The organism is Pseudomonas sp. O230 (genome assembly GCF_045447035.1).
Lineage (GTDB): Bacteria > Pseudomonadota > Gammaproteobacteria > Pseudomonadales > Pseudomonadaceae > Aquipseudomonas.
On record NZ_JBJGXN010000011.1, the window covers coordinates 265,802 to 290,735 of the forward strand.

A 24,934-nucleotide genomic window follows, 5' to 3' on the forward strand; every position below is an offset into this window, starting at 1 on the left:
CTCGAAAGACTTTTTAGGAAATAGCAAACAAAATAGGCCGCGAATCATGCCGATGAGTTGATGTCTTGTCAAGGGCGGTTGAGACGTTCCGCTAAGTGGTAGGTATAAAGAGGCGGGATATTTATTTCCGGCGCTTGACCTGTAAACTCGCGAGCTTTGGCTCTGTGCTGCTGCGGCGCGGAGTATCGCATAAGTGGGCGCGTTGTTCGCCTGCTGTTTATCGACAGGCACAAACTCTTTCAATGAATCTGCTCAAATCGTTGGCCGCCGTCAGCTCTATCACGATGCTTTCCCGGATTTTGGGGTTCGTCCGTGACACCCTCATTGCGCGTACATTTGGTGCGGGGATGGCGACCGACGCCTTCTTTATCGCCTTCAAATTGCCCAATCTGCTGCGCCGGATCTTCGCCGAAGGGGCCTTTTCCCAGGCATTCGTGCCGATTCTTGCCGAATATAAAAACCAGAAGGGTGAGGAGGCGACGCGCACTTTTATTGCCTATGTCTGCGGTCTGCTGACGCTGGTGCTGGCGCTGGTCACTGCACTGGGCATGCTCGCGGCACCATGGGTGATCTGGGCGACTGCGCCTGGTTTCGCCGATACCCCGGAAAAATTCGAGCTGACCTCCAGCCTGTTGCGGGTGACTTTTCCTTATATATTGCTGATCTCCCTGTCTTCATTGGCCGGGGCGATCCTCAACACCTATAACCGTTTCTCGGTACCGGCCTTCGTGCCAACCTTGCTCAACGTCAGCATGATTATCTTTTCGGTGTTCCTGACGCCGTACTTCGATCCGCCGGTCATGGCGCTGGGCTGGGCGGTGCTGGCGGGTGGTCTGGCGCAGTTGCTCTATCAGCTGCCGCACCTGAAAAAAATCGGCATGCTGGTGCTGCCACGCCTGAACCTGCGCGACAGCGGCGTGTGGAGGGTCATGAAACAGATGCTGCCGGCGATTCTCGGCGTTTCGGTAAGCCAGATTTCGCTGATCATCAACACCATTTTTGCGTCGTTCCTGGTCGCCGGTTCCGTGTCGTGGATGTATTACGCCGACCGTCTGATGGAGTTGCCGTCCGGTGTGCTAGGTGTGGCGTTGGGCACGATCCTGCTGCCGACCCTGGCCAAGACCTACGCCAGCAAGGATCGCGTCGAGTATTCGCGGATTCTCGATTGGGGCCTGCGTCTGTGCTTCATGTTGGTGTTGCCGTGCTCATTGGCACTAGGGATTCTGGCCGAGCCGCTGACGGTTTCGCTGTTCCAGTACGGCGAGTTCAGTGCCTTCGATGCGGCCATGACTCAGCGAGCGCTGATCGCTTATTCAGTCGGATTGCTCGGGATTATCGTGATCAAAGTGCTGGCGCCGGGGTTTTATGCGCAACAAAACATCCGTACACCGGTGAAAATTGCGATTTTCACTCTGGTGGTTACGCAGTTGTTCAACCTGGTGTTGATCGGGCCGCTGGCCCACGCGGGCCTGGCTCTCGCGATCAGCGCTGGGGCCTGTCTCAACGCCGGGCTTCTGTTCTATCAACTGCGCAAACAGCAGATGTATCAGCCGCAGCCGGGTTGGGCGAAGTTCGGTGCGAAGCTGGTGGTCGCGGTGTTGGTGATGTCTGCAGTATTGCTGGCCGGAATGCACTTCATGCCGGCCTGGGATCAGGGGCATATGCTTGAGCGGTTCCTGCGTTTGGGCGCTTTGGTGGGCGCGGGCGTGGTCTCGTATTTCGGCATGTTGCTATTGATGGGCTTCCGTTTGCGCGACTTCAATCGCAAGTCGCTGAGCTGAGGCTTTTGCCTCGATAAACACGGGCGGGCCGGCGGTTTTGTCGGCTCGATCACTTTGGGTTACGGTGTTGCCTGTCGTCGGCCGCCGGGTGTGGTTATAATCGACCACTTTATGAGCAAGAAGCGCGTTATGCAGCTGGTTCGAGGCCTCCACAACCTGCGCCCCCAGCATCGGGGCTGTGTCGCCACTATTGGCAACTTTGACGGTGTTCACCGTGGCCACCAGGCTATCCTGGCGAGGCTGCGTGAGCGTGCGCTCGAGTTGGGCGTGCCCAGCTGCGTGGTGATTTTCGAGCCGCAGCCACGGGAGTTTTTCGCCCCGGAGACTGCGCCGGCGCGCTTGGCGCGCTTGCGCGACAAGCTGCAGCTGCTGGCTGACGAAGGTGTCGATCGGGTCTTGTGCCTGGCCTTCAACCAGCGCCTGAGCAAGCTCAGCGCCAACGAGTTCGTCGATACCATCCTGGTGGACGGTCTCGGTGTGCAGCACTTGGAGGTCGGTGACGACTTCCGCTTCGGCTGTGACCGGGTAGGAGATTTCGATTTCCTGCAACAGGCCGGCGTCAGGCAGGGCTTCACCGTCGAAGCGGCGCAAACCGTTGAGCTGGACGGCATTCGCGTCAGCAGCACACAAGTGCGAAATGCCTTGGCCGCCGCCGATTTTGCCTTGGCCGAGCGCCTGCTCGGTCGGCCGTTCCAGATTACCGGGCGTGTGTTGCACGGCCAGAAGCTGGCGCGTCAGTTGGGTACTCCAACCGCCAACATCCAACTCAAGCGTCGTCGCGTGCCGCTCACTGGGGTTTACCTGGTCAACGTCGATATCGACGGCAAGACCTGGCCCGGCGTCGCCAATATCGGCGTGCGCCCCACGGTCCAAGGGGATGGCAAAGCCCACCTCGAAGTGCATCTTTTAGATTTTGCCGGCGATCTGTATGACCGGCGTTTGACGGTGGTTTTCCACCACAAGCTGCGTGAAGAGCAGCGTTTCGCCTCTCTGGAGGCGCTTAAGACGGCGATCAATGCGGATGTCGCCGCCGCCCGTGCCCTGTCGCACCTAGCGCCAATCGCTAATGAAGAGCCTTAAATGACCGACTATAAAGCCACGCTAAACCTTCCGGACACCGCCTTCCCAATGAAGGCCGGCCTGCCTCAGCGCGAACCGCAGATTCTGCAGCGCTGGGACAGCATTGGCCTGTACGGAAAGTTGCGCGAGATTGGCAAGGATCGTCCGAAGTTCGTTCTGCACGACGGTCCTCCGTACGCCAACGGTACGATTCACATCGGTCATGCGCTGAACAAGATCCTCAAGGACATGATCATCCGCTCGAAAACCCTGTCAGGTTTCGACGCGCCTTATGTTCCGGGCTGGGACTGCCACGGTCTGCCGATCGAGCACAAAGTCGAAGTGACCCACGGCAAGAACCTGGGCGCGGACAAGACCCGCGAACTGTGCCGTGCCTACGCCACCGAGCAGATTGAAGGGCAGAAATCCGAATTCATCCGTCTGGGCGTGTTGGGCGACTTTGCCAACCCGTACAAGACCATGGACTTCAAGAACGAGGCCGGTGAAATCCGCGCCTTGGCCGAAATCGTCAAGGGCGGTTTCGTGTTCAAGGGCCTCAAGCCTGTGAACTGGTGCTTTGACTGCGGCTCGGCCCTGGCTGAAGCGGAAGTCGAGTACGAGAACAAAAAGTCCTCGACCATCGACGTGGCCTTCCCGATTGCCGACGAAGCCAAACTGGCTGCCGCTTTTGGTCTGCCGTCGCTGGGCAAACCTGCGTCGATCGTGATCTGGACCACCACCCCGTGGACCATCCCGGCCAACCAGGCGCTGAACGTTCACCCGGAATTCAACTACGCCCTGGTCGACGTCGGCGACAAACTGCTGGTCCTGGCTGAAGAGCTGGTGGAGTCGTGCCTGGCGCGTTACAGCCTGGAAGGTTCGGTCATCGCGACCACCACCGGTAAAGAGCTGGAACTGATCAACTTCCGTCACCCGTTCTACGATCGTCTGTCGCCGGTTTACCTGGCCGACTACGTGGAACTTGGCGCCGGCACCGGCGTGGTTCACTCCGCACCGGCCTACGGCGTGGACGACTTCGTGACCTGCAAGAAATACGGCATGGTCAACGACGACATCATCAATCCGGTACAAAGCAACGGCGTTTACGTACCGTCGCTGGAGTTCTTCGGCGGCCAGTTCATCTGGAAAGCCAACCCGGCCATCGTCGACAAACTGACCGAAGTCGGTGCGCTGCTGCACACCACGATCATCGAACACAGCTACATGCACTGCTGGCGTCACAAGACCCCGTTGATCTATCGCGCCACGGCGCAGTGGTTCATCGGCATGGACAAAGAGCCAGTGACCGGCGACACCCTGCGCAAGCGCGCAATCAAAGCGATCGAGGAAACCAAGTTCGTCCCGACCTGGGGCCAGGCGCGCCTGCACTCGATGATCGCCAACCGTCCTGACTGGTGCATCTCCCGTCAACGCAACTGGGGCGTGCCGATCCCGTTCTTCCTGAACAAGGAAAGCGGTGAACTGCACCCACGCACCGCCGAGCTGATGGAAGAAGTCGCCAAGCGTGTCGAAGTCGAAGGCATCGAAGCCTGGTTCAAGATGGACGCTGCCGAGCTGCTCGGTGACGAAGCGCCGCTGTACGACAAGATCAGCGACACCCTGGACGTCTGGTTCGATTCGGGCACCACGCATTGGCACGTCCTGCGCGGTTCGCACCCGATGGGCCACGAGACCGGCCCGCGTGCCGATCTGTACCTGGAAGGTTCGGACCAACACCGCGGCTGGTTCCACTCGTCGCTGCTGACCGGTTGCGCCATCGACAATCACGCGCCGTACCGCGAGCTGTTGACCCACGGCTTCACCGTGGATGAGTCCGGTCGCAAGATGTCCAAATCGCTGGGCAACGTGATCGCACCGCAAAAAGTCAACGACACCCTGGGCGCCGACATCATGCGTCTGTGGGTCGCTTCTACCGATTACTCGGGTGAAATGGCGGTTTCCGAGCAGATCCTGCAACGCAGTGCGGACGCTTACCGGCGGATCCGTAACACCGCGCGCTTCCTGCTCTCCAACCTGACCGGTTTCAACCCGGCTACCGACATCCTGCCGGCCGAAGAAATGCTCGCGCTGGACCGTTGGGCCGTGGACCGCACGCTGCTGCTGCAACGCGAGTTGCAAGAGCACTACGGCGAATACCGTTTCTGGAACGTCTACTCCAAGATCCACAACTTCTGCGTGCAGGAGCTGGGCGGTTTCTACCTCGACATCATCAAGGACCGTCAGTACACCACTGGCGCCAACAGCAAGGCCCGTCGTTCGGCGCAAACCGCGCTGTACCACATCTCCGAAGCGCTGGTGCGCTGGATCGCGCCGATCCTGGCGTTCACCGCCGACGAACTTTGGGAATACCTGCCGGGCGAGCGTAACGAATCGGTGATGCTCAACACCTGGTACGAAGGCCTGACCGAACTGCCGGACAACGTCGAACTGGGCCGCGCCTACTGGGAGCGGATCATGGCGGTGAAGGTCGCTGTGAACAAGGAAATGGAAATCCAGCGCGCGGCCAAGGCCGTCGGTGGCAACCTGCAAGCCGAAGTGACGCTGTTCGCCGACGACGCGCTGAGCGCCGACCTGGCCCAGTTGAGCAACGAGCTGCGCTTCGTACTGATCACCTCGACCGCCAGCGTGGCGCCTTTTGTTCAGGCACCAGCGGATGCGGTAGTCACCGAAGTCAGCGGCCTGAAACTGAAAATCGTCAAGTCGGCCTTCGCCAAGTGCGCCCGTTGCTGGCACTGCCGTGAAGACGTCGGCGTGAACCCGGAGCATCCGGAAATCTGCGGTCGTTGCGTCGACAACATCAGCGGCACTGGCGAGGTTCGTCACTATGCCTAACGCCATTGGCCGTTTCGGACGGCTGGGCTGGCTCTGGTTGAGTTTGCTGGTCCTGGTTATTGACCAGGCCAGCAAGTTCTACTTCGAAGGCAAGCTTGCGATGTACCAGCAGATCGTGGTGATCCCCGATTACTTCAGCTGGACCCTGGCCTACAACACTGGCGCGGCGTTCAGCTTCCTGGCTGACAGCTCGGGCTGGCAGCGCTGGTTGTTTGCCCTGATCGCAGTGGTGGTCAGTGCGGTGCTGGTGGTGTGGCTCAAGCGTTTGGGGCGCAACGAAACCTGGCTGGCCATCGCATTGGCGCTGGTCCTGGGTGGTGCGCTGGGCAATCTGTACGACCGCATAGCCCTGGGCCATGTGATCGATTTCATTCTGGTGCATTGGCAGAACCGCTGGTATTTCCCGGCGTTCAACTTTGCCGACAGTGCGATTTCCGTCGGTGCTGTAATGCTTGCGCTGGATATGTTCAAAAGTAAGAAAACCGGAGAAACCGTTCATGACTGAACAGGTATTGGCTGAGCAACGCATCCGCCAGAACACGGAAGTCACCTTGCACTTTGCACTGCGCCTGGAGAACGGCGACACCGTCGACAGCACCTTCGACAAAGCCCCGGCGACCTTCAAGGTCGGCGACGGTAACCTGTTGCCAGGTTTCGAAGCGGCACTGTTCGGCTTCAAGGCTGGCGACAAGCGTACGCTGACAATTCAGCCGGAAAACGCTTTCGGTCAGCCGAACCCGCAAAACGTGCAGATCATCCCGCGTTCGCAGTTCAAGGACATGGACCTGTCACCGGGTTTGCTGGTGATCTTCAACGATGCGGCGAATACTGAGCTGCCGGGTGTGGTGAAAGAGTTCGATGACGAGCAAGTGACCATCGACTTCAATCATCCGCTGGCTGGCAAGACATTGACCTTTGACGTCGAGATCATCGAAGTCAAATCGCTGTAACTGACCGGATGCGGTCAAAATTGTGGGAGCGGGCTTGCTCGCGATAGCGTCGGCACATTCAATATTTATGTCGACTGATAGACCGCTTTCGCGAGCAAGCCCGCTCCCACAATAGTTATTCATTGTTTTCGCGCAAGACACGAGGCACAGCATGCAAATCAAACTCGCCAACCCCCGTGGCTTCTGCGCCGGCGTGGACCGGGCGATCGAAATCGTCAACCGCGCCCTGGAAGTCTTCGGGCCGCCGATCTATGTGCGCCACGAAGTGGTCCACAACAAGTTCGTCGTTGAAGACCTGCGCGCTCGCGGCGCGATCTTCGTTGAAGAGCTGGATCAGGTGCCGGACGACGTCATCGTGATCTTCAGTGCCCACGGCGTTTCCCAGGCTGTGCGTACCGAAGCTGCCGGCCGTGGTCTGAAGGTGTTCGACGCCACCTGCCCGCTGGTGACCAAAGTGCACATCGAAGTCGCGCGTTACAGCCGCGACGGCCGTGAATGCATCCTCATCGGTCACGCCGGCCACCCGGAAGTCGAAGGCACCATGGGCCAGTACGATGGCAGCAATGGTGGCGCGATTTACCTGGTCGAGGACGAGAAAGACGTCGCCGCGCTGCAGGTGAACAACCCTGAAAAACTGGCGTTCGTGACCCAGACCACCCTGTCCATGGACGATACCAGCCGCGTCATCGATGCCCTGCGTACGCGTTTTCCGGCGATTGGTGGTCCGCGCAAGGACGACATCTGCTACGCCACGCAAAACCGTCAGGACGCCGTCAAGACGCTGGCCGACGAATGCGACGTGGTGTTGGTGGTCGGCAGCCCGAACAGCTCCAACTCCAACCGCCTGCGTGAGCTGGCCGAACGGATGGCCACTCCGGCCTATCTGATCGATGGCGCTGAAGACCTGCAAAAGAGCTGGTTCGATGGTGTCGAGCGCATTGGCATTACCGCAGGGGCCTCTGCGCCGGAAGTACTGGTGCGTGGCGTGATCCAGCAGTTGCAGGCCTGGGGCGCCACCGGTGCCGATGAACTGGCGGGTCGAGAGGAGAACATCACGTTCTCGATGCCCAAAGAGTTACGGGTTCGTTCGTTGCTCTGAGTCCTCTCCTCCGACGCACAGCGTCTGCTCGGTCTTTTTACTGCGCAGGCTGACGAGGCCGGTCCGGGCCAGCACTATCTGGTGCTGACTCACCGGCTCTCGGGCGATGCAAATATGTAATGTTCCTGCTTGAAAGGCACCGCTGGGCAACAACGGCTCTCCCAGACCGCTAAATCGTACGAATCTCCTGACCGGTCGATTACCGATCACTGGCACCCGAGCGTCACTCCGGCGCTCAACCAGCAGCGGATTGCTGCTGTCCTCATGCCCCTTGCCATTTAAATCCAGAATCATTCGCCAGCCTTGGCCCCAATCGTCGTTTATCCCGTGAATGACGACGGTCTGGTTTCGCGTGATCGCCTCGCTTCTGGCGCTGCGAATGCCGCTGACGAGCGACTCCGCTGCCACCTCTCGATGGTTCGATTCAGTCAGCGCTGCAAACGCCGGACTGACCAGATGCAGAACAATCCCGACAATCGTCAGTCCCATGAGCAGTTCAATCAGACTGAAACCCTGCTGACGCATGACATCACCCTCCCTGGAATGCGCTGGCCCGCGCAATCCTTGCGCGAGTAATGGCAAAACAACCGACATCTGCCGGTCGAATGTTCTAGCGTGTAACAGTAGGTATAGCCGACGGCAACGGAGGGCATCGATGGATCATCGTACAAAAGGTTTCACGCTGATCGAGTTGCTGGTCGCGCTTGCGGTCTTTCTGATTCTGATCACCCTGGCAGTACCAGCGTTCACCCGTTCGGTGCAAGGCACCAAGGCCGACACGGAGATCGGCGACCTGCAGCGCGCGTTGAATTTCGCCAGGCTTGAAGCCATCGACCGCGGCACCACCACCCGGGTGCGGCCGACGGCGGGCGGCAGCGCCTGGACCGGGGAATTGGCGGTCTATGACAGTACTGGCACTGCGGCCAATGTATTGCGGGTTGTTCCGGCGATGAGCAGCGGCGCGACTCTGACGCTAACCTCAGGAGTGACCACCCTCGATTTCAACAATCTGGGCGGCCTGTCGGCACCATCCACGGCGGTGGTGATCAGCTACGTACTGGGGGCGCAAAGCAGGACGCTGAATGTGTGTTTGAACGGACGAATTCTATTGGGTGGAAGTTGCGGATGAAGGGATGGAGCAAGCGTGCACAGGAGGGCATGACGCTGATCGAGGTGCTCGTGGCGTTGTTGATTTTGAGCGTGGGTCTGTTGGGGGCCGCGGCGTTTCAGCTCAATGCGTTGAAGTACACCGACAGTTCGCGGATGACCAGCCAGGCGAGCTTTATCGCCTACGACATGATGGACCGCATCCGCGCCAACTCCGGCGCTGATTACACCGTCACGCCACCGACGTCAGGCAACCTCAGCGTTGCCCGGGATCAGGACCTCTACGACTTCACCTCCAATATCGTCAGTATTCTCGGCGCCTCCGCTACGGGCAGCGTCACCCTCAATCAGCGGGTTTACACCATCACTATCACCTGGGACGACTCGCGGGCCGCTAACACCGCCAATTCCCGTCGCAGCTTTGTGCTGACCAGTCGCGCCGCCGTCGATCCGGTGGCGACGCCATGAACCGGCTCAACAGAGGTTTTGGCCTGATCGAAATGTTGATCGCGTTGGCATTGAGCCTGGTCGTGGTGCTCGGCGTGGCGCAGATTTTCATCGCAGCCAAAAACACTTATGTCAGCCAAAACGCGGCGGCCAACATGCAGGAAGACGCGCGTTTCGTGCTGAGCAAGCTGATTCAGGAAATCCGCATGGTGGGAATGTTTGGTTGCCTGGGAACGATAACTGATGCAAGCGCCGGGGCGAGTTTCACTGCCAGCCAGGTAGCACCGATCAGTTGGGACAATGCCACCCTCAAACTGACCCTGGTGACCGCCGATGTCGGAGCGGGTGGCGGTACGCCGACCTGGACGGTGGTTTCGGATTGCCGAAACACTGCGACGGTTTACTCCAATAAGCAGGACCCTGCGACAGGACAATTGGCGTTTCCGATTCGACGACTGATCTACAGCCTCAAGAATGGCCAATTGACGATGGGCAGTGGCATCGGGACGCCGACTCAGGCTGTGCTCGTCGACAATGTCAGCAAATTCGACGTGAGTTTCGGCCTCGCTGCGTCGGCCACCGATACGGCCGCTTCCAGTTACAGCCCCAACCCGTCCGATCCTGCGCGAATCCGTAGCGTGCGCCTGACGCTGACGCTGAGGGATCCGAACAGTCGCGTGCGCGATCAAACCTTCAACGTGGTTGCCGCTTTGCGCAACCGCTTGCCATGAGGGGAAGGCCGATGAATTTTTCTCCCGCAGCCCCTCACGCCCAGCGCGGCATGGCGCTGCTGGTCAGCCTGGTGTTCCTTCTGTTGCTGACGCTGATTGGCATTTCATCGATGCAGAACGCGACCCTGCAGGAAAAAATGGCCAGCAGCGTGACCCTGCGCAATCAGTCATTCCAGATCGCCGAAGCCGCGTTGCGTGTCGGCGAAAGTGCGGTTCAGCTCGATACCTATACATTGCCGGTTTGCAGCGGCAATCAATGTTTACCGCCCGCCGAGTCATCGACCATTACGGCTGCCGGTCTCAATTCCTCCTCGGGTGTCACCTGGATCGCGGCCGCCAACGGTTTCTACGGGGTACAGAACATCGGCACCACGTTGAATGCCGTGAATGTGCCGAGCAACACCTCTGCGACGCTATATCGGGTCACGGCAGTGGCCATCGTGGGCAATAACGTGCGCAGTGTGGTGGAGAGCATTTATGCCAAGTTCCAATAGGTGCTCAGGGATCTGGCGGTTGCTGACCGGCGCTGCATTGGGTCTGTACCTGTCAGCCCCCGCGTACGCGTTCACGCCTTCGGATTCGCCCCTGCTGAGCGCTGCGGCAGTTCCGCCAAACGTGATGCTGCTGATCGATGATTCCGGGAGCATGAACAACATCATCTGGGCGTCGGGTTTCGATCCGACGGTCAGTCGCCCGCAAATTGCCAATTGCAGCTCGAACAGCTCGTGTCTGAGTGGTCAAAATCTGGACATGGACGATACCAACATCGCCTTGTCGAGCCTCAATCGCGGCGGTTGCTCCACCAGCGGCAACTGGTACGGTTTTTATCGGGGCTTCTTGGGGCTGTCATCGATATGCCTGAAGCTCCCCGACCCCGTGGGCAATGAAAACACGCGTTATACGGCTAACTATTTGTCTTATCTGGTAACACTAGCCGCCGGTTCGAACAGGGATTTCACCACGGGGACCGGTGCGATCCCTAATGATTACCGCATCAGCGTTGCGCAGGATGTTTCTACCAATCTGGTTACCAGCAATCGCTCATTGAGAATAGGCCTGGCGACATTCAACCCGCCGACCAGCAGCAACTCCGGCCCCGGTGGGTTTATCGCCCGCTCGATCAGTGATCTGTCTCCCGTCAGTGGCAGCGTTACCCAGGCCCAGGCGGACACCAACTACAACGCCTTGATCTCTTCGATCAACGGTTTGAGTGCCATCGCCAATACCCCGTTGGCGGAAACCTATTATGAGATCACTCGGTACATGCGCGGCCTGGCGCCGTTCTACAACTCGACGCCCACCACTTACACCAGCCCGATCCAGTATCGCTGCCAGAAAAATTACGGCGTGGTGATCACCGATGGCCTGCCTACGTTCGACCGGACCTTCCCGAATGACCCGCTCGGTGGCAGCCGTTTGCCGAACTGGGACGGCAACAGCGCGAACGATGGCGACAACCTCACCGGTGATGGTGAGGGGGATACGTTGTACCTGGATGACATCGCCAAGTTCGCCTTCGACATCGACATGCGCACCACCGGTACCGACGCCGCGGGCAAGAACTGGAACGCCACAGATTTCCCTACGCAGAACATGAACACCTACACCGTAGGCTTCACTGCCGCCAATCAGATGTTGTCGGACGCCGCCAGATACGGTCAGGGCAAGTACTACCAGGCGACGGACAGCGCCGGCCTCAATAGCGCCTTGTCATCAGCGCTCGGCGACATCACGTCGAAAGCCGGTTCCGGCGGGGGCGGCACTACCAGCAGCGCAATTGTCGGGGTCGGTTCCGCTTACTACCAGACCAGCTACGACCCCAAGGATTGGCGCGGCACCATCAAATCCTTCGGGTTCACCTCCAACGGCTCGGTCAATACCTCCACGGTGCAGTGGACGACTGACACGGCCATCGTGCCCGGCGCCACGGCGCCGATCTACCAGTCGTGGAACAACGTGAACAATGCTCCCGTAACGCTGGCCTTCACCAATTTCGCCCCGGCACAGCAGACGGTGTTGAATCAGGGCCTGCCCACCGGCATCACGGGCAGCGACCTCGTGGAGTGGAGCAAGGGCACCAACAAGACCGGGTTGAAAGTGCGCAGCGTGTTGCTCGGTGACATCATCAACTCGCCTTTGGTGCTGGCCTCGCCAACGGAAAAAACCGCGTCAGATCTGGTGAGCGACACCAGCTACAGCACTTATCTGGCCACCAAATCCAGCAACATGAACACCAGCCTGGTGGTCAACGCCAACGACGGTTTTGTCAGCGTCATCAACTCCGGTAACGGCGCCAGGCGCTACGCCTACATGCCGTCCAGTGTGCTGCCATCGTTGCGTTATATCGCCGATACCGCCTACATCAACGGCGTCAGCCACAAGTTTCTGGTCGACGGTCAGGTCGGCGTATTCGATGCACAACTCAACAGTGCCTGGAAAACCCTGGCGCTCGGCGGAACAGGGGCGGGGGGCAAGACGTTCTACGCCTTGCAGCTGTTTGACGCTTCTGCCGGTAACGTGACCAAGGCGTTGTGGGAAATCAGTGCACCCGCCACTGCAAACACGGCGAACGTTTTCAATGATCTGGGTTATGCCTACGCCCGTCCGGAAGTGGCACGCTTGGCGGATGGGCGTTGGGCGGCATTCATCTCCAATGGCTACGGCAGCAATTCGGGAGTGGCGGCGTTGTACGTGGTGGATATTCGCGATGGGTCGTTGATCAAGAAAATCGTCATCGACAGCACGGAAACCACCAACGGCCTGTCTTCGGTGGAGCTCAAGGTTAATTCGCAGAATGTGGTGCAGGCTGCCTATGGTGGCGACCTGAAAGGACGGTTATGGAAGTTTGATCTGAGCGGCGCCACCACCGATACCTGGGGCGTGGCGTTTTCCGGCAAGCCGTTATTCACAACGGCGGGTGGAGGCACACAGCCAATCACCGCGCAGCCATTGCTGGCAGACAATCCACTGGGCGGTAAAGTGGTGTTTTTCGGCACCGGAAAGTTTAACGAGACCGTCGACAAGACCAGCAAGGATCTGCAGGCGTTCTATGCGGTATGGGATGCTGACGGTGGTTCCGGGCAGATCACCACGTCCAGTTTGCAGATCCAGTCGGTGACGGGCGTGTTCTCGGCAAGCACGGGGCAGTTCATCACCACCAGCCAGAACGAAGTGACGTATCCGGCGGAGAAGGGCTGGTACTTGCCACTGGTCTACAACAGCGTATTGACCGGTGAGCGGGTGATCAACCAGGCGACGCTGGTGCTGGGACGGATTGTATTTACCACCGCTAACGTGGACACCACAGACCCTTGTGCCAGTTTCGGTACTGGCAAACTGGTCGAACTGGATGCGTTCAGCGGTAAGATGCTCAACTACGCGGTGCTCGATACCAATGGCGATGGGGTGGTCGACAGCGCGGACGCGATATCCGGCGGGGTGATTTTCACTAGCGGGATGCCATTCTTGAGCGCCGTTACCAACGGCGGACTAGGCAAGGTCGTGACCGATACCGGTGCAACGGTGACCAAACTGACCGAAAAAGGCGGCGGTGGCAGCCGTCGCATCATGTGGCGACAAATTCAGTAAGTGAGAGTTGAGGCATGCGCAGATCCAACCGAGGTTTTACCCTGATCGAAATCATGATCGTGATTGCGATCATCGGGATCGTCATCACCATTGGCTACCCGAGCCTCACCGAATATGTGAAAAAGGGCCGCCGGGCTGAAGTGGCCGGTCTGCTCTCCGAGCAGGCGCAGATTCTCGAACGGTTTTACTCGAAGAGTAATGTCTACACCGGTGCAGTCGGCCTGAGCGCCGGCAACGACTACTACACCATTACCCCGACCCTGACCGACCAGACCTTCCTGCTGACCGCTACCCGCAAGGCCGGCAGCATGGCGACTGACAAGTGTGGCGATTTCACCATCACCAACACCGGTGTCAGAAGCATGGTCAATGCGACGGCCGGACTGACCACCAAAGATTGCTGGGGTCGCTGATTTTTTTTCGGGCGCCTTTTGCGCCTCCTGTCTATTTAACGGTTGGATCGGAACATGACCATGCAACAGCAAGTGGTGATAGTCGGCGGCGGTGTGATTGGTCTGCTGACGGCGTTCAATCTCGCGTCGCAGGTACAGAGCGTTGTGCTGCTGGACCGTTCGAATGTCGGTCAGGAATCGTCCTGGGCCGGTGGCGGCATCGTTTCGCCGCTCTATCCATGGCGCTACAGTCCGGCGGTCACCGCGCTGGCCCATTGGTCTCAAGACTTTTATCCACAGCTGGGCGAGCGCCTGTTTGCCGCGACCGGGATTGATCCCGAAGTGCACACCACCGGCCTGTATTGGCTGGACCTGGATGATGAAGCCGAGGCGCTGGCCTGGGCCGAGCGGGAAAACCGTCCGCTGCGGGCTGTGGATATCTCGGCGGCGCACGATGCGGTGCCGGTCCTGGGTGCCGGTTTTACCCGCGCAATCTATATGGCCGACGTGGCCAACGTGCGCAATCCGCGGCTGGTGAAATCCCTCAAGGCGGCCTTGCTGGCGCTGCCGAATGTGACGATTCATGAACAGTGCGAAGTCAGCGGTTTCGTTCGTGACGGCGAAAAAGTCGTTGGCGTGCAGACTTCGTCGGGCGCGATCCACGGTGATCAGGTGGTGCTGACGGCTGGCGCCTGGAGCGGTGATTTGCTCAAAAGCCTGGGCCTGGCGTTGCCGGTTGAGCCCGTGAAAGGGCAGATGATTCTTTACAAGTGCGCGGCGGACTTCCTGCCGAGCATGGTGCTGGCCAAGGGGCGGTATGCGATTCCCCGTCGGGATGGACACATTCTGATTGGCAGCACGCTGGAACATGAAGGCTTCGACAAGACGCCGACCGGCGCTGCACTTGAAAGCCTGAAAGCGTCTGCGGTGGAATTGATTCCAGCGCTGGCGGAGGCCGAAGTGGTCGGGCATTGGGCGGGACTGCGACCGGGCTCACCGGAGGGCATTCCCTACATCGGACGGGTGCCGGGTTTCGATGGGTTGTGGCTCAACTGCGGGCATTACCGTAACGGGTTGGTGCTGGCGCCGGCGTCGTGTCAGTTGTTTGCGGATGTGATGCTGGGCAGGGCGCCGATCATTGATCCGGCGCCGTATGCGCCGGCCGGGCGGATCTGACCGTTAAGTAATTGTGTTTGTCAGGACGCTATCGTCGGAACGCCGCCCGGAACAAGCTTGCTCGAGATGGGGCCCTCAATCCAAACCAAATTTCTTCAACCTGTAACGCATCGACCGAAACGACAAATTCAATCGTTGAGCCGCCGCCGTGCGGTTCCAGCGAGTCTCCTCCAGGGCCTGGAGGAGGAGTTTGCGTTCGACATTGTCCAGATAGTCTTCCAGATTATCGATCTGCGTCAGGTCCGGCACACCGCTGTCGGCGCTGCAATTGCCTTCGGCCAATCGCAGGTCGCTGGCTTCGATCTGCTTGTTGTCGCACAGGGTGTGCGCGCGTTCGAGCATGTTCTCCAATTCCCGCACATTGCCCGGAAAGCGATAGCTTTTCAGCGCTTCAAGCGCTTTTGGGTGGAGTTTCGTGGCGGGTTGGCCACTACCAGCCGCCAGACGCTTGAGCACATGGCTGGCCAAGGACTCGATGTCGTCGCGGCGTTCGCGTAACGGCGGAACCCGCAGTTCGATCACATTTAGCCGGTAGTACAAATCCTGGCGAAAGCGTTCGGCGGCGACTTCGGCGTCGAGGTCTTTGTGGGTGGCGCAGAGGATGCGCACATCGACCACGGTTTCCTGTTGACCGCCAACGCTGCGAACGGCTTTTTCCTGAATCGCCCGCAGCAGTTTGACCTGCATCGCCAGCGGCAAATCTGCCACTTCGTCGAGGAACAGCGTGCCGCCCTGGGCGGCCTGGAACAGCCCGGGCTTGTCTTCGATAGCGCCGCTGAAGCTGCCTTTGCGATGGCCGAAAAACTCGCTCTCCATCAGTTCCGACGGTATCGCCCCGCAATTGACCGGGACAAACGGCTGGTTGGCGCGCGGACCTTGTTCGTGGATCAGTCGGGCGACCAGTTCCTTGCCGCTACCGGATTCGCCGCTGATGTAGACCGGTGCCTGACTGCGGGCCAGTTTGTCGATTTGTTTACGCAAGCTGCGCATGGGCAACGAATCGCCCAGCAACCGTCGATCGATGGCTCCGCCCGGTGCAGGCATGCGCAGGGCGCTGGTGACCAGTTCGCGCAGTAGCGTGAGGTCTACCGGTTTGGTGAGGAAGTCGAAGGCGCCGGCCTTGAGGGCGTTGATCGCCGTTTCGAGATTGCCGTATGCGGTAATCATCGCCACCGGCAGGTTTGGGTAGCGTTGCTGAATATGTTGCACCAGTTCAAGACCGGTGCCGTCCGGCAGGCGCATGTCGGTCAGGCACAGATCGAACGTCTCGCGCTTCAACAACGCCTGGGCTTCGCCAAGGTTGCGGGCGCTGAAGGTGTCGAGTTTCATCCGTCCCAGGGTAATTTCCAGGAGTTCGCGGATATCCGGCTCGTCGTCGACGATCAGGACTTTTTGCCGTGGGCTGATGTTCAACTTTGTTTCCGTCCGTGAGCAAAGGTGATGCGAAAGCAGCCGCCATCGTGGCGTGGCTTGAAGTCTAGGCGGGCCTGATTGCTTTCGCACAGTTCACGGGACAGATACAGCCCCAGGCCTGTGCCTTGGGCGCTGGTGGTGTAGAACGGTTCGAACAAATGCACCTGCTGATCCGGGGCCACGCCGGGACCATCGTCCCGCACCTCGATGATCGGCAACTGGCTGTCGGGGTCGACGAACAAATCCAGCCAGACCTGCGCCTGGTCGTGGGCCTGAGCACTATGGCGCCAGGCGTTGCGCAACAAATTGTCGAGAATCTGGGTGAGCTGGTCCGGGTCCATCAGGGTTTTGACGTCGCCGGAACCGATGCGCAGGTGAATCTGCTGACGGTCGAGCGCTCCTTCGCGACTTTGCGCAACGAACTGTTGCAACCACGGCTTCAGATCGAGTCGTTGCGGCACGGTTTGCTGACGGCGGGACAGTTGCAGGACGTTTTCGATAACCCGATTCATTCGCTGAGAGTGGTCTTGAACAATCTGGGTCAGACGTCGATCCGCGCCGTTCAGTTCCTCTGATTCCTGCAATAGCTGAGCGGCGTGACTAATGGCACCCAACGGATTGCGAATTTCGTGGGCAATACCGGCCGTCAGGCGACCGAGGGCGGCAAGCTTCAGTTGTTGGGCCTGCTGGGCGATTTGTGCGAGGTCTTCAAGGAAGACCAGGGTTTGGTGGTGCGGACTTTGGGCCAGGGCAATGAAGCTCGGTTGCAGTTCCAGGCCGCTGTTGGCGATTTTCAGGCTGGGGGGGCGCAGCGTCGGATTGTTCAGCCACAGTTGCAGGCGTTCGACCAGAATGGGCGAGCAGTCGTCGATCCGTTGGCCTTCGAGATTGTCTCGGCCCAGTAATGCCCGCGCGCTGTGGTTGGCCAATTGCACCCGCCGCTGGCCGTCGAGCACCAGGATGCCGGTGCGCATGCGCTGCAGGATCAACGCATTGAGAGCTTCCAGGCCCACCACTTCACTGGCCCGCTGTTCGGCGAGGGTTTCGCTGACTTCCAGGCGTTGGATCAAGCCTTGCACCAGCAACGCCGCGGCGAAACACAGCGCGCCGAGGGTGCCGGCTTGCAGGTAATCGTTGGGGCTTGCGGAATGGTTGAAGCTCAGGAGAAAGCTCAGCCCGACGATACCCAGCGCGCCGACGGCGGCGATCAGCAGGCCGATGCGACTTCGCAACAAGGCGTTGCTGATGGCCACCGAAACGATCAGCAGGTTGCCGATGGCGCTGGCGACACCGCCGGCAGCGTAGAACAGGCCACATAGCAGCAACACATCAATCAGCGCCAGACTGAACAGTTGCGCCGGGCGGTGGGTGTTCTCGAAGAAGACCACCAGCAAAATGTTCAGCACCAGGTACAACCAGCTGCCACTGCGCAACAGGTTGTCATTGGCGAATGTCAGCAACTGGTTGTCCAGGTTGCTGGAGATCAGCAGCACCAGGGTGATGCCAACACTTAGACGGTAGAGGTGATAAAGGCGCAGCAGTCGCTGGGCCTGTTTGCTGCTGGAGCTGGACGCTTCAGCGATCACTGGAGCCCGGGCCTTGCTCAAGGTGAGCCTGGCTGCAATACCACTGTTGTTGAAGGCCCAGGGCGCGGTCGCGGGGCAGGTGTACGCCGCAATGGGCGCAACGGACCATGGGTGCTGCCTCCAGCTCGGCAGAGGACCTGGGCGCAGAAGCCTGGCCCTTGAACTTGCGCCAGAACCATACTGCGGCGGCAATCAGGGCGATCCAGAACAGTAAACGAAGCATGGTGAGCTGCTTTATGACGAGTGATTCAGCAGTTTAGCCAAGGACATGACAGGCGCACAGCCTATTAGCGCTGCAATAAGATCCGGCCATAAAAAAAGGAGCCTCGAAAGGCTCCTTCTTGTACCACCGGTCGTATCAGTCAAACACGCCGAAGGTCATGTAGCTGAACCACGAGCGGTCGCTGTTGTTGCCTTCCGCTTCGTGTTCCTCTTCTTCGATCACGTCGCCATTTTCATCTTTAGGCTTGAGATCGTTCGGGATCGCGTCCTTGGCGTCCTGGAACTGCTTCTGCACGTCCTGGTTGGCGCGGGTTTCACCCGGTGGCAACGGTGGACGGGATTCGATAAGGCCGAGAGTGGCCTTGCTCAACCACGAACGGTTGTCGGCTTCGGCGACCGATGGCTCGAACTGACCGTCCACCAGGGTTGGATGGTTCGGGTAGTTGAGCTTCAGGGTTTCGAGGCTGGTGGCCGCGAGGTCGTCCAGGTGCAGACGCTGGTAGGCTTCGGTCATCACTGCCAGGCCGTCGCCGACCGATGGGGTTTCCTGGAAGTTTTCCACCACATAGCGACCACGGTTCGCGGCGGCGACATAGGCCTGACGGGTCAGGTAGTAGTCGGCAACGTGAATTTCGTAGGCCGCCAGCAGGTTGCGCAGATAAATCATGCGCTGCTTGGCGTCCGGCGAGTAGCGGCTGTTCGGGAACCGGCTGGTCAGCTGGGCGAACTCGTTGTAGGAGTCGCGGGCAGCGCCCGGGTCACGCTTGGTCATGTCCAGCGGCAGAAAACGCGAGAGCAGGCCGACGTCCTGGTCGAACGACGTCAGGCCCTTGAGGTAATAGGCGTAATCCACGTTCGGATGCTGAGGGTGCAAACGAATGAAGCGCTCGGCAGCAGACTTCGCAGCCTCAGGCTCGGTGTTCTTGTAGTTGGCGTAGATGAGATCGAGTTGAGCCTGATCGGCGTAGCGACCGAACGGATAACGCGACTCCAGCGCCTTCAGCTTGGCTGTGGCGGCGGTGTAGCTATTGTTGTCCAGGTCGGTCTGAGCCTGCTGGTACAGCTCGACTTCGCTAAGGTTTTCGTCTACGACTTCCTTCGATGAGCAAGCAGCGGTCAATGCGAGGATGGCGATCAGCAGCAGGTGTTTCACTTGCATGGCGGCTTGCGTCCCTATGACGGCCGCTGTCTTGGGCGGGGCCGTCCTGTTATGATGAGCGCCCCGTTGAATAGCCTCGGGGCAAAAGACGCCGTATTTAACCACAAGCGCGCAGCCGAAACCAAAGGCTGTGCCGACGCCTAGTCTGAGCATGTCCGATAAAATTGAACTTCGCGCAGAGGTGCCGTCCGAATTGGGCGGCCAACGCCTCGATCAAGTCGCCGCACAATTATTCGCTGAGCACTCGCGCTCGCGCCTTTCCGCCTGGATCAAAGACGGCCGCCTGACTGTGGATGGGGCGGTTATCCGCCCGCGAGACATCGTTCACGGTGGCGCCATTCTTGAGTTGACTGCCGAGCAGGAAGCTCAGGGCGAATGGATCGCTCAGGACATCGAGCTGGACATCGTCTATGAAGATGACGACATCCTGGTGATCAACAAGCCTGCGGGCCTGGTGGTGCATCCGGCTGCCGGTCACGCTGATGGCACCTTGCTCAACGCGTTGCTGCACCACGTGCCGGACATTATCAATGTGCCCCGCGCCGGTATCGTGCATCGCCTGGACAAGGACACCACCGGTCTGATGGTGGTGGCCAAGACCATTCAAGCGCAGACGCAGCTGGTTACACAGTTGCAGAGCCGCAGCGTCAGCCGCATCTATGAGTGCATCGTGATCGGTGTGGTGACGGCGGGCGGCAAGATCAACGCGCCGATCGGTCGTCACGGCCAGCAACGCCAGCGCATGGCCGTGATGGAAGGTGGCAAGCAAGCCGTCAGCCATTACCGCGTGCTCGAGCGTTTCCGCTCCCACACTCACGTGCGGGTGAAGCTGGAAACCGGTCGTACGCACCAGATTCGCGTGCACATGGCCCACATCAATTACCCGTTGGTCGGAGATCCAGCCTACGGCGGTCGTTTCCGTATTCCGCCGGCAGCCAGTGTGACCATGGTCGAATCGTTGAAGGCTTTTCCGCGTCAGGCGCTGCATGCGCGGTTCCTCGAGCTGGATCACCCGACCACCGGTAAGCGCATGAGCTGGGAATCGCCACTGCCGGACGACTTTGTCTGGTTGCTGACCCTGCTCAAGCAAGACCGCGAGGCATTCATCGGATGAGTGACTGGCTGATTCCCGACTGGCCTGCGCCTGCCGGGGTGAAAGCCTGCGTGACCACCCGTGCGGGCGGCGTCAGTCTGGCGCCGTTCGACAGCCTCAATCTAGGCGATCACGTCGACGACAGCCCCGAAGCTGTTGCCGAAAACCGCCGTTGTCTCACCGATCACTTTTCTATTCAGCCGGCCTGGTTAAAGCAGGTTCACGGCATCACCGTGGCCCTCGCGGAACCAAGCCTTGTGGCCACCGCCGACGCCAGCTGGACGGCAACGCCCGGTATCGCGTGTGCGGCGATGACGGCCGATTGCCTTCCGGTGCTGTTTTGCGACCGTGCCGGCACTCGCGTCGCGGCGGCTCATGCCGGTTGGCGCGGGTTGGCGGCGGGTGTGCTCGAAGCGACGCTCGACGCGCTGGCCTTGCCACCGGAAGACGTGCTGGTCTGGCTCGGCCCTGCGATTGGCCCGCAAGCCTTTGAAGTTGGCCCGGAAGTGCGCGAAACTTTCATCGAGCAACTGCCTGAAGCCGACAAAGCCTTTGTGCCAAGTGCAAATGCCGGCAAGTTCATGGCCGATATCTACGAGCTGGCGCGCTTGCGTCTGGCTGTTCGCGGCGTTACCGCTGTTTATGGTGGCGGTTTCTGTACCGTGACCGATCCACGCTTCTTTTCTTACCGCCGTAGTCCTCGCACCGGTCGGTTTGCCTCCCTGATCTGGCTCGAACGCTAGACTTCGCTGATCTACATCAACTGTACGACGCTTGAAACTCCCAGAATCGACCGCATCTATAACGGTATCCGGCAGGTTTCTTCATTCAGGATGTTTTATAGGTCCGGCCTGCTCAAAAGGAAGGTGACCCATGCGTATCGATCGTTTAACCAGCAAATTGCAGTTAGCACTCTCCGACGCCCAATCGCTGGCCGTCGGTCTTGACCATTCCGGCATTGAACCGGCGCACTTGATGCAAGCCATGCTTGAGCAGCAGGGTGGTTCGATCAAGCCCCTGCTGATGCAGGTCGGTTTTGACGTCAACAGCCTGCGTAAAGAGCTGACCAAAGAGCTCGACCAGCTGCCAAAAATCCAGAACCCGACTGGCGACGTCAACATGTCGCAGGACTTGGCGCGTCTGCTCAACCAGGCGGATCGTCTGGCGCAGCAGAAGGGTGATCAGTTCATTTCCAGTGAGCTGGTGCTGCTCGCCGCCATGGACGAGAACAGCAAGCTCGGCAAATTGTTGCTCGGTCAGGGAGTCAGCAAAAAAGCCCTGGAAAACGCGATCAACAACCTGCGTGGCGGCGAAGCGGTCAATGACGCCAACCATGAAGAGTCGCGTCAGGCGCTGGATAAATACACCGTCGACCTGACCAAGCGCGCCGAAGAGGGCAAGCTCGATCCGGTGATCGGCCGTGACGACGAAATTCGCCGAACCATTCAGGTGCTGCAACGCCGCACCAAAAACAACCCGGTGCTGATCGGTGAGCCTGGCGTGGGTAAAACCGCCATTGCCGAAGGCCTCGCTCAGCGGATCATCAACGGCGAAGTGCCGGATGGCCTGAAAGGCAAACGCCTGCTGTCCCTCGACATGGGCGCGCTGATTGCCGGTGCCAAGTACCGTGGCGAGTTCGAAGAGCGCCTGAAATCCCTGCTCAACGAATTGTCGAAGCAGGAGGGGCAGATCATTCTGTTCATCGACGAACTGCACACCATGGTCGGTGCCGGTAAAGGCGAAGGCTCGATGGATGCGGGCAACATGCTCAAACCTGCGTTGGCCCGTGGCGAGTTGCATTGCGTCGGCGCAACCACGCTCAACGAATATCGCCAATATATAGAGAAGGACGCGGCTCTTGAGCGGCGCTTCCAGAAAGTATTGGTGGACGAGCCGAGCGAAGAAGACACCATCGCCATTCTGCGTGGCCTGAAAGAGCGTTATGAAGTTCACCACAAAGTGGCGATCACCGACGGCGCGATCATCGCTGCGGCCAAGCTCAGCCATCGCTACATTACCGATCGGCAGTTGCCGGACAAGGCCATCGACCTGATCGACGAAGCCGCCAGCCGCATTCGCATGGAGATCGACTCCAAGCCGGAAGTGCTGGACCGTCTGGAGCGTCGCCTGATTCAGCTGAAGGTGGAATCCCAGGCGCTGAAGAAAGAGAGCGACGAAGCGGCGATCAAACGCCTGGAAAAACTCCAGGAAGAAATCGTTCGTCTTGAGCGTGAGTATTCGGACCTCGAAGAAATCTGGAACTCGGAAAAAGCCGAAGTCCAGGGCTCTGCGCAGATCCAGCAGAAAATCGAACAGTCCCGTCAGGAACTGGAAGCCGCGCGCCGTAAAGGCGACCTGAATCGCATGGCCGAGTTGCAGTACGGGGTGATCCCGGACCTGGAGCGCAGTCTGCAAATGGTCGACCAGCATGGCAAAAGCGAAAACCAGTTGCTGCGCAGCAAGGTGACCGAGGAAGAAATCGCCGAAGTCGTGTCGAAGTGGACCGGTATTCCGGTGTCGAAAATGCTCGAGGGCGAGCGCGACAAGTTGATGAAGATGGAAAGCCTGTTGCACCAGCGTGTGATTGGTCAGGACGAAGCGGTGATCGCGGTTTCCAACGCGGTGCGTCGTTCGCGGGCCGGGTTGTCCGACCCGAATCGTCCGAGCGGTTCGTTCATGTTCCTCGGCCCGACCGGTGTCGGTAAAACCGAGCTGTGCAAGGCGTTGGCCGAATTCCTCTTTGATACTGAAGAGGCGATGATTCGCATCGATATGTCCGAGTTCATGGAGAAACATTCCGTGGCCCGGTTGATCGGTGCGCCACCAGGCTACGTAGGCTATGAAGAGGGCGGTTACCTGACCGAGGCGGTGCGCCGCAAGCCTTATTCGGTGATCTTGCTGGATGAGGTCGAGAAGGCCCACCCGGACGTCTTCAACATCTTGCTGCAAGTGCTCGAAGATGGCCGACTGACTGACAGTCATGGTCGCACGGTGGATTTCAAAAACACGGTGATCGTCATGACCTCTAACCTGGGGTCGGTGCAGATCCAGGAATTGGTCGGTGATCGTGAAGCGCAACGTGCGGCGGTGATGGATGCGATTTCCACGCACTTCCGTCCGGAGTTCATCAACCGGGTCGACGAAGTGGTGATCTTCGAGCCATTGGCGCGGGATCAGATCGCGGGCATTACCGAGATTCAGTTGAGTCGTCTGCGCAGCCGTTTGACTGAGCGCGAACTGAAACTGGAACTCAGCCCTGAGGCCATGGACAAGCTGATCGCGGTCGGCTACGACCCGGTATACGGCGCACGGCCGCTGAAACGAGCGATCCAGCGCTGGATCGAAAACCCGCTGGCACAGCTGATTTTGTCGGGTCGTTTCATGCCCGGCGATACCGCCAAGGGTGTGGTGGAAAACGACGAAATCGTCTTTGCCTGATCCACGTCGGCAGTAAAAGTGAAGAGGCCTCGCATTGCGAGGCCTTTTTTTCGTCAGGTTGTTGAACTGAAAGGAAAAGGCTTGTAAAGTGCGCCCCGCAGTAAGTCACCCGGAAGGGTTTCTGCTCCCCAAGCAGGAATCTGAAATAAGTTGCAAATCATTAACTTGAATGCAATTTAAGGGGTTGACAGAGGTGCTTAAGATTGTAGAATAGCGCGCCTCAGACACACGAACGCAGCGATGCGAACGGGTCGAAGAGGTGAAGAAAGCTTCACAGTTGTAAATTGAAATATGTAGTTCCGTGATAGCTCAGTCGGTAGAGCAAATGACTGTTAATCATTGGGTCCCAGGTTCGAGTCCTGGTCACGGAGCCAATTTCAAACCGGGGTATAGCGCAGTCCGGTAGCGCGCCTGCTTTGGGAGCAGGATGTCAGGAGTTCGAATCCCCTTACCCCGACCATTTTTGGGTCGTTAGCTCAGTTGGTAGAGCAGTTGGCTTTTAACCAATTGGTCGTAGGTTCGAATCCCACACGACCCACCATTTTTGAAACCAGTTAACGCTGGGATCAGATCTTAAGATCAGAGGCCAAAAGCACTGATCGAAGAAGGCGACTTGTAAAGGTCGCCTTTTTTTCCGGGGTATAGCGCAGTCCGGTAGCGCGCCTGCTTTGGGAGCAGGATGTCAGGAGTTCGAATCCCCTTACCCCGACCATATTAAAAATCCTCGTATCGAAAGATACGGGGATTTTTTTTGCCTTCGACAAAGTGAATCACTTCAAGTCATCGTACAACTTGCCGATAACGAGCTGTCGGGGCGCAGACGCCGCCTCCCATTCAAGC

Annotated in this window: 21 protein-coding genes and 4 tRNA genes; 20 read left to right on the forward strand and 5 right to left on the reverse strand. The window is 59.1% G+C overall.

The annotated features are described in order from the left end of the window. The first annotated feature begins 242 nt into the window (after positions 1 to 242). From murJ to ispH, 6 genes are all read left to right on the forward strand, one after another. A complete protein-coding gene (murJ, locus tag ACI77H_RS24620) occupies positions 243 to 1,781 on the forward strand; it encodes a murein biosynthesis integral membrane protein MurJ (protein WP_407014237.1) in 1,539 nt (512 codons plus the stop codon). Between the two features lie 129 nt (positions 1,782 to 1,910). Next, entirely contained in the window at positions 1,911 to 2,861 is a 951-nt protein-coding gene (gene ribF, locus ACI77H_RS24625; protein ID WP_407014238.1) for a bifunctional riboflavin kinase/FAD synthetase, read from the forward strand. Continuing rightward, complete coding sequence (ileS, locus tag ACI77H_RS24630; protein WP_407014239.1) at positions 2,862 to 5,693, forward strand: isoleucine--tRNA ligase; 2,832 nt, start codon at positions 2,862 to 2,864, stop codon at positions 5,691 to 5,693. Beyond that, on the forward strand, positions 5,686 to 6,198 hold the full coding sequence (gene lspA / locus ACI77H_RS24635; RefSeq protein ID WP_407014240.1) for a signal peptidase II: 513 nt from the start codon (positions 5,686 to 5,688) through the stop codon (positions 6,196 to 6,198). Before ileS ends, lspA begins: the two co-directional genes overlap by 8 nt. 7 nt (positions 6,199 to 6,205) lie before the next feature. Continuing rightward, positions 6,206 to 6,643, forward strand: a complete 438-nt coding sequence (fkpB, locus tag ACI77H_RS24640) for an FKBP-type peptidyl-prolyl cis-trans isomerase (protein ID WP_191623740.1) — start codon at positions 6,206 to 6,208, stop codon at positions 6,641 to 6,643. A gap of 151 nt (positions 6,644 to 6,794) precedes the next feature. After that, positions 6,795 to 7,742: a 4-hydroxy-3-methylbut-2-enyl diphosphate reductase gene (gene ispH / locus ACI77H_RS24645; protein WP_008028815.1), complete on the forward strand. Its 948-nt coding sequence runs from the start codon at positions 6,795 to 6,797 to the stop codon at positions 7,740 to 7,742. Here ispH and ACI77H_RS24650 read toward each other — a convergent pair. Further along, a complete protein-coding gene (locus tag ACI77H_RS24650) occupies positions 7,719 to 8,267 on the reverse strand; it encodes a GspH/FimT family pseudopilin (RefSeq protein WP_407014241.1) in 549 nt (182 codons plus the stop codon). The genes ispH and ACI77H_RS24650 overlap by 24 nt on opposite strands. A 130-nt stretch (positions 8,268 to 8,397) precedes the next feature. Here ACI77H_RS24650 and ACI77H_RS24655 point away from each other — a divergent pair, with 130 nt between their 5' ends. From ACI77H_RS24655 to thiO, 7 genes are read left to right on the forward strand one after another with little or no spacing between them, the layout of a single operon-like run. Continuing rightward, positions 8,398 to 8,871: a GspH/FimT family pseudopilin gene (locus ACI77H_RS24655; RefSeq protein WP_407014242.1), complete on the forward strand. Its 474-nt coding sequence runs from the start codon at positions 8,398 to 8,400 to the stop codon at positions 8,869 to 8,871. Next, positions 8,868 to 9,317, forward strand: a complete 450-nt coding sequence (gene pilV / locus ACI77H_RS24660; protein ID WP_407014243.1) for a type IV pilus modification protein PilV — start codon at positions 8,868 to 8,870, stop codon at positions 9,315 to 9,317. The genes ACI77H_RS24655 and pilV overlap by 4 nt, the downstream gene beginning before the upstream one ends. Then, positions 9,314 to 10,027: a PilW family protein gene (locus ACI77H_RS24665; protein ID WP_407014244.1), complete on the forward strand. Its 714-nt coding sequence runs from the start codon at positions 9,314 to 9,316 to the stop codon at positions 10,025 to 10,027. The genes pilV and ACI77H_RS24665 overlap by 4 nt, the downstream gene beginning before the upstream one ends. Before the next feature lie 11 nt (positions 10,028 to 10,038). Then, positions 10,039 to 10,521: a PilX N-terminal domain-containing pilus assembly protein gene (locus ACI77H_RS24670; protein ID WP_407014245.1), complete on the forward strand. Its 483-nt coding sequence runs from the start codon at positions 10,039 to 10,041 to the stop codon at positions 10,519 to 10,521. After that, a complete protein-coding gene (locus ACI77H_RS24675; protein WP_407014246.1) occupies positions 10,505 to 13,615 on the forward strand; it encodes a pilus assembly protein in 3,111 nt (1,036 codons plus the stop codon). Before ACI77H_RS24670 ends, ACI77H_RS24675 begins: the two co-directional genes overlap by 17 nt. A gap of 14 nt (positions 13,616 to 13,629) precedes the next feature. Then, positions 13,630 to 14,028, forward strand: a complete 399-nt coding sequence (locus ACI77H_RS24680) for a type IV pilin protein (protein ID WP_407014247.1) — start codon at positions 13,630 to 13,632, stop codon at positions 14,026 to 14,028. A gap of 54 nt (positions 14,029 to 14,082) precedes the next feature. After that, positions 14,083 to 15,183 carry a glycine oxidase ThiO gene (gene thiO, locus ACI77H_RS24685; RefSeq protein ID WP_407014248.1) on the forward strand — a complete coding sequence of 367 codons (1,101 nt, stop codon included), beginning with the start codon at positions 14,083 to 14,085 and terminating at the stop codon, positions 15,181 to 15,183. Between the two features lie 75 nt (positions 15,184 to 15,258). Here thiO and ACI77H_RS24690 read toward each other — a convergent pair whose 3' ends face one another. The 4 genes from ACI77H_RS24690 to ACI77H_RS24705 form a co-directional block, all read right to left on the reverse strand. Next, positions 15,259 to 16,596, reverse strand: coding sequence for a sigma-54-dependent transcriptional regulator (locus tag ACI77H_RS24690; RefSeq protein WP_407014249.1), 1,338 nt, complete (start codon positions 16,594 to 16,596; stop codon positions 15,259 to 15,261). Continuing rightward, positions 16,593 to 18,182 (reverse strand): sensor histidine kinase, encoded by a 1,590-nt coding sequence (locus ACI77H_RS24695; protein WP_407014308.1) that lies wholly within the window; start codon positions 18,180 to 18,182, stop codon positions 16,593 to 16,595. Before ACI77H_RS24695 ends, ACI77H_RS24690 begins: the two co-directional genes overlap by 4 nt. After that, the gene (locus ACI77H_RS24700; protein ID WP_407014250.1) at positions 18,172 to 18,405 is read right to left on the reverse strand and encodes a PP0621 family protein; all 234 of its coding nucleotides are present in this window, start codon (positions 18,403 to 18,405) and stop codon (positions 18,172 to 18,174) included. The genes ACI77H_RS24695 and ACI77H_RS24700 overlap by 11 nt, the downstream gene beginning before the upstream one ends. 135 nt (positions 18,406 to 18,540) lie before the next feature. Continuing rightward, the gene (locus ACI77H_RS24705) at positions 18,541 to 19,563 is read right to left on the reverse strand and encodes an outer membrane protein assembly factor BamD (RefSeq protein ID WP_407014251.1); all 1,023 of its coding nucleotides are present in this window, start codon (positions 19,561 to 19,563) and stop codon (positions 18,541 to 18,543) included. A gap of 151 nt (positions 19,564 to 19,714) precedes the next feature. Here ACI77H_RS24705 and rluD point away from each other — a divergent pair, with 151 nt between their 5' ends. From rluD to ACI77H_RS24740, 7 genes are all read left to right on the forward strand, one after another. Beyond that, the gene (gene rluD / locus ACI77H_RS24710) at positions 19,715 to 20,677 is read left to right on the forward strand and encodes a 23S rRNA pseudouridine(1911/1915/1917) synthase RluD (RefSeq protein WP_007942311.1); all 963 of its coding nucleotides are present in this window, start codon (positions 19,715 to 19,717) and stop codon (positions 20,675 to 20,677) included. Beyond that, positions 20,674 to 21,399, forward strand: a complete 726-nt coding sequence (gene pgeF, locus ACI77H_RS24715; protein ID WP_407014252.1) for a peptidoglycan editing factor PgeF — start codon at positions 20,674 to 20,676, stop codon at positions 21,397 to 21,399. The genes rluD and pgeF overlap by 4 nt, the downstream gene beginning before the upstream one ends. A 130-nt stretch (positions 21,400 to 21,529) precedes the next feature. After that, entirely contained in the window at positions 21,530 to 24,094 is a 2,565-nt protein-coding gene (gene clpB / locus ACI77H_RS24720) for an ATP-dependent chaperone ClpB (protein WP_407014253.1), read from the forward strand. A gap of 298 nt (positions 24,095 to 24,392) precedes the next feature. Then, positions 24,393 to 24,468, forward strand: a tRNA-Asn gene (locus tag ACI77H_RS24725). A gap of 9 nt (positions 24,469 to 24,477) precedes the next feature. Then, positions 24,478 to 24,554: transfer RNA gene (locus ACI77H_RS24730), tRNA-Pro, on the forward strand. A 5-nt stretch (positions 24,555 to 24,559) separates the two neighbouring features. Continuing rightward, positions 24,560 to 24,635 (forward strand) — tRNA-Lys (locus ACI77H_RS24735). A 94-nt stretch (positions 24,636 to 24,729) separates the two neighbouring features. Then, positions 24,730 to 24,806 (forward strand) — tRNA-Pro (locus ACI77H_RS24740). Positions 24,807 to 24,934: the final 128 nt, after the last annotated feature.

Excerpts from the sequence above, each read along its gene's own strand:
- ACI77H_RS24705 (WP_407014251.1), bottom strand. The coding sequence starts at position 19,563 with ATGCAAGTGAAACACCTGCTGCTGATCGCCATCCTCGCATTGACCGCT.
- murJ (WP_407014237.1), top strand. The coding sequence starts at position 243 with ATGAATCTGCTCAAATCGTTGGCCGCCGTCAGCTCTATCACGATGCTT.
- ispH (WP_008028815.1), top strand. The coding sequence starts at position 6,795 with ATGCAAATCAAACTCGCCAACCCCCGTGGCTTCTGCGCCGGCGTGGAC.
- thiO (WP_407014248.1), top strand. The coding sequence starts at position 14,083 with ATGACCATGCAACAGCAAGTGGTGATAGTCGGCGGCGGTGTGATTGGT.
- ACI77H_RS24655 (WP_407014242.1), top strand. The coding sequence starts at position 8,398 with ATGGATCATCGTACAAAAGGTTTCACGCTGATCGAGTTGCTGGTCGCG.
- lspA (WP_407014240.1), top strand. The coding sequence starts at position 5,686 with ATGCCTAACGCCATTGGCCGTTTCGGACGGCTGGGCTGGCTCTGGTTG.
- pgeF (WP_407014252.1), top strand. The coding sequence starts at position 20,674 with ATGAGTGACTGGCTGATTCCCGACTGGCCTGCGCCTGCCGGGGTGAAA.
- ribF (WP_407014238.1), top strand. The coding sequence starts at position 1,911 with ATGCAGCTGGTTCGAGGCCTCCACAACCTGCGCCCCCAGCATCGGGGC.
- rluD (WP_007942311.1), top strand. The coding sequence starts at position 19,715 with ATGTCCGATAAAATTGAACTTCGCGCAGAGGTGCCGTCCGAATTGGGC.
- ACI77H_RS24665 (WP_407014244.1), top strand. The coding sequence starts at position 9,314 with ATGAACCGGCTCAACAGAGGTTTTGGCCTGATCGAAATGTTGATCGCG.
- ACI77H_RS24680 (WP_407014247.1), top strand. The coding sequence starts at position 13,630 with ATGCGCAGATCCAACCGAGGTTTTACCCTGATCGAAATCATGATCGTG.
- ACI77H_RS24700 (WP_407014250.1), bottom strand. The coding sequence starts at position 18,405 with ATGCTTCGTTTACTGTTCTGGATCGCCCTGATTGCCGCCGCAGTATGG.
- clpB (WP_407014253.1), top strand. The coding sequence starts at position 21,530 with ATGCGTATCGATCGTTTAACCAGCAAATTGCAGTTAGCACTCTCCGAC.
- ileS (WP_407014239.1), top strand. The coding sequence starts at position 2,862 with ATGACCGACTATAAAGCCACGCTAAACCTTCCGGACACCGCCTTCCCA.
- ACI77H_RS24670 (WP_407014245.1), top strand. The coding sequence starts at position 10,039 with ATGAATTTTTCTCCCGCAGCCCCTCACGCCCAGCGCGGCATGGCGCTG.
- ACI77H_RS24650 (WP_407014241.1), bottom strand. The coding sequence starts at position 8,267 with ATGCGTCAGCAGGGTTTCAGTCTGATTGAACTGCTCATGGGACTGACG.
- pilV (WP_407014243.1), top strand. The coding sequence starts at position 8,868 with ATGAAGGGATGGAGCAAGCGTGCACAGGAGGGCATGACGCTGATCGAG.
- ACI77H_RS24675 (WP_407014246.1), top strand. The coding sequence starts at position 10,505 with ATGCCAAGTTCCAATAGGTGCTCAGGGATCTGGCGGTTGCTGACCGGC.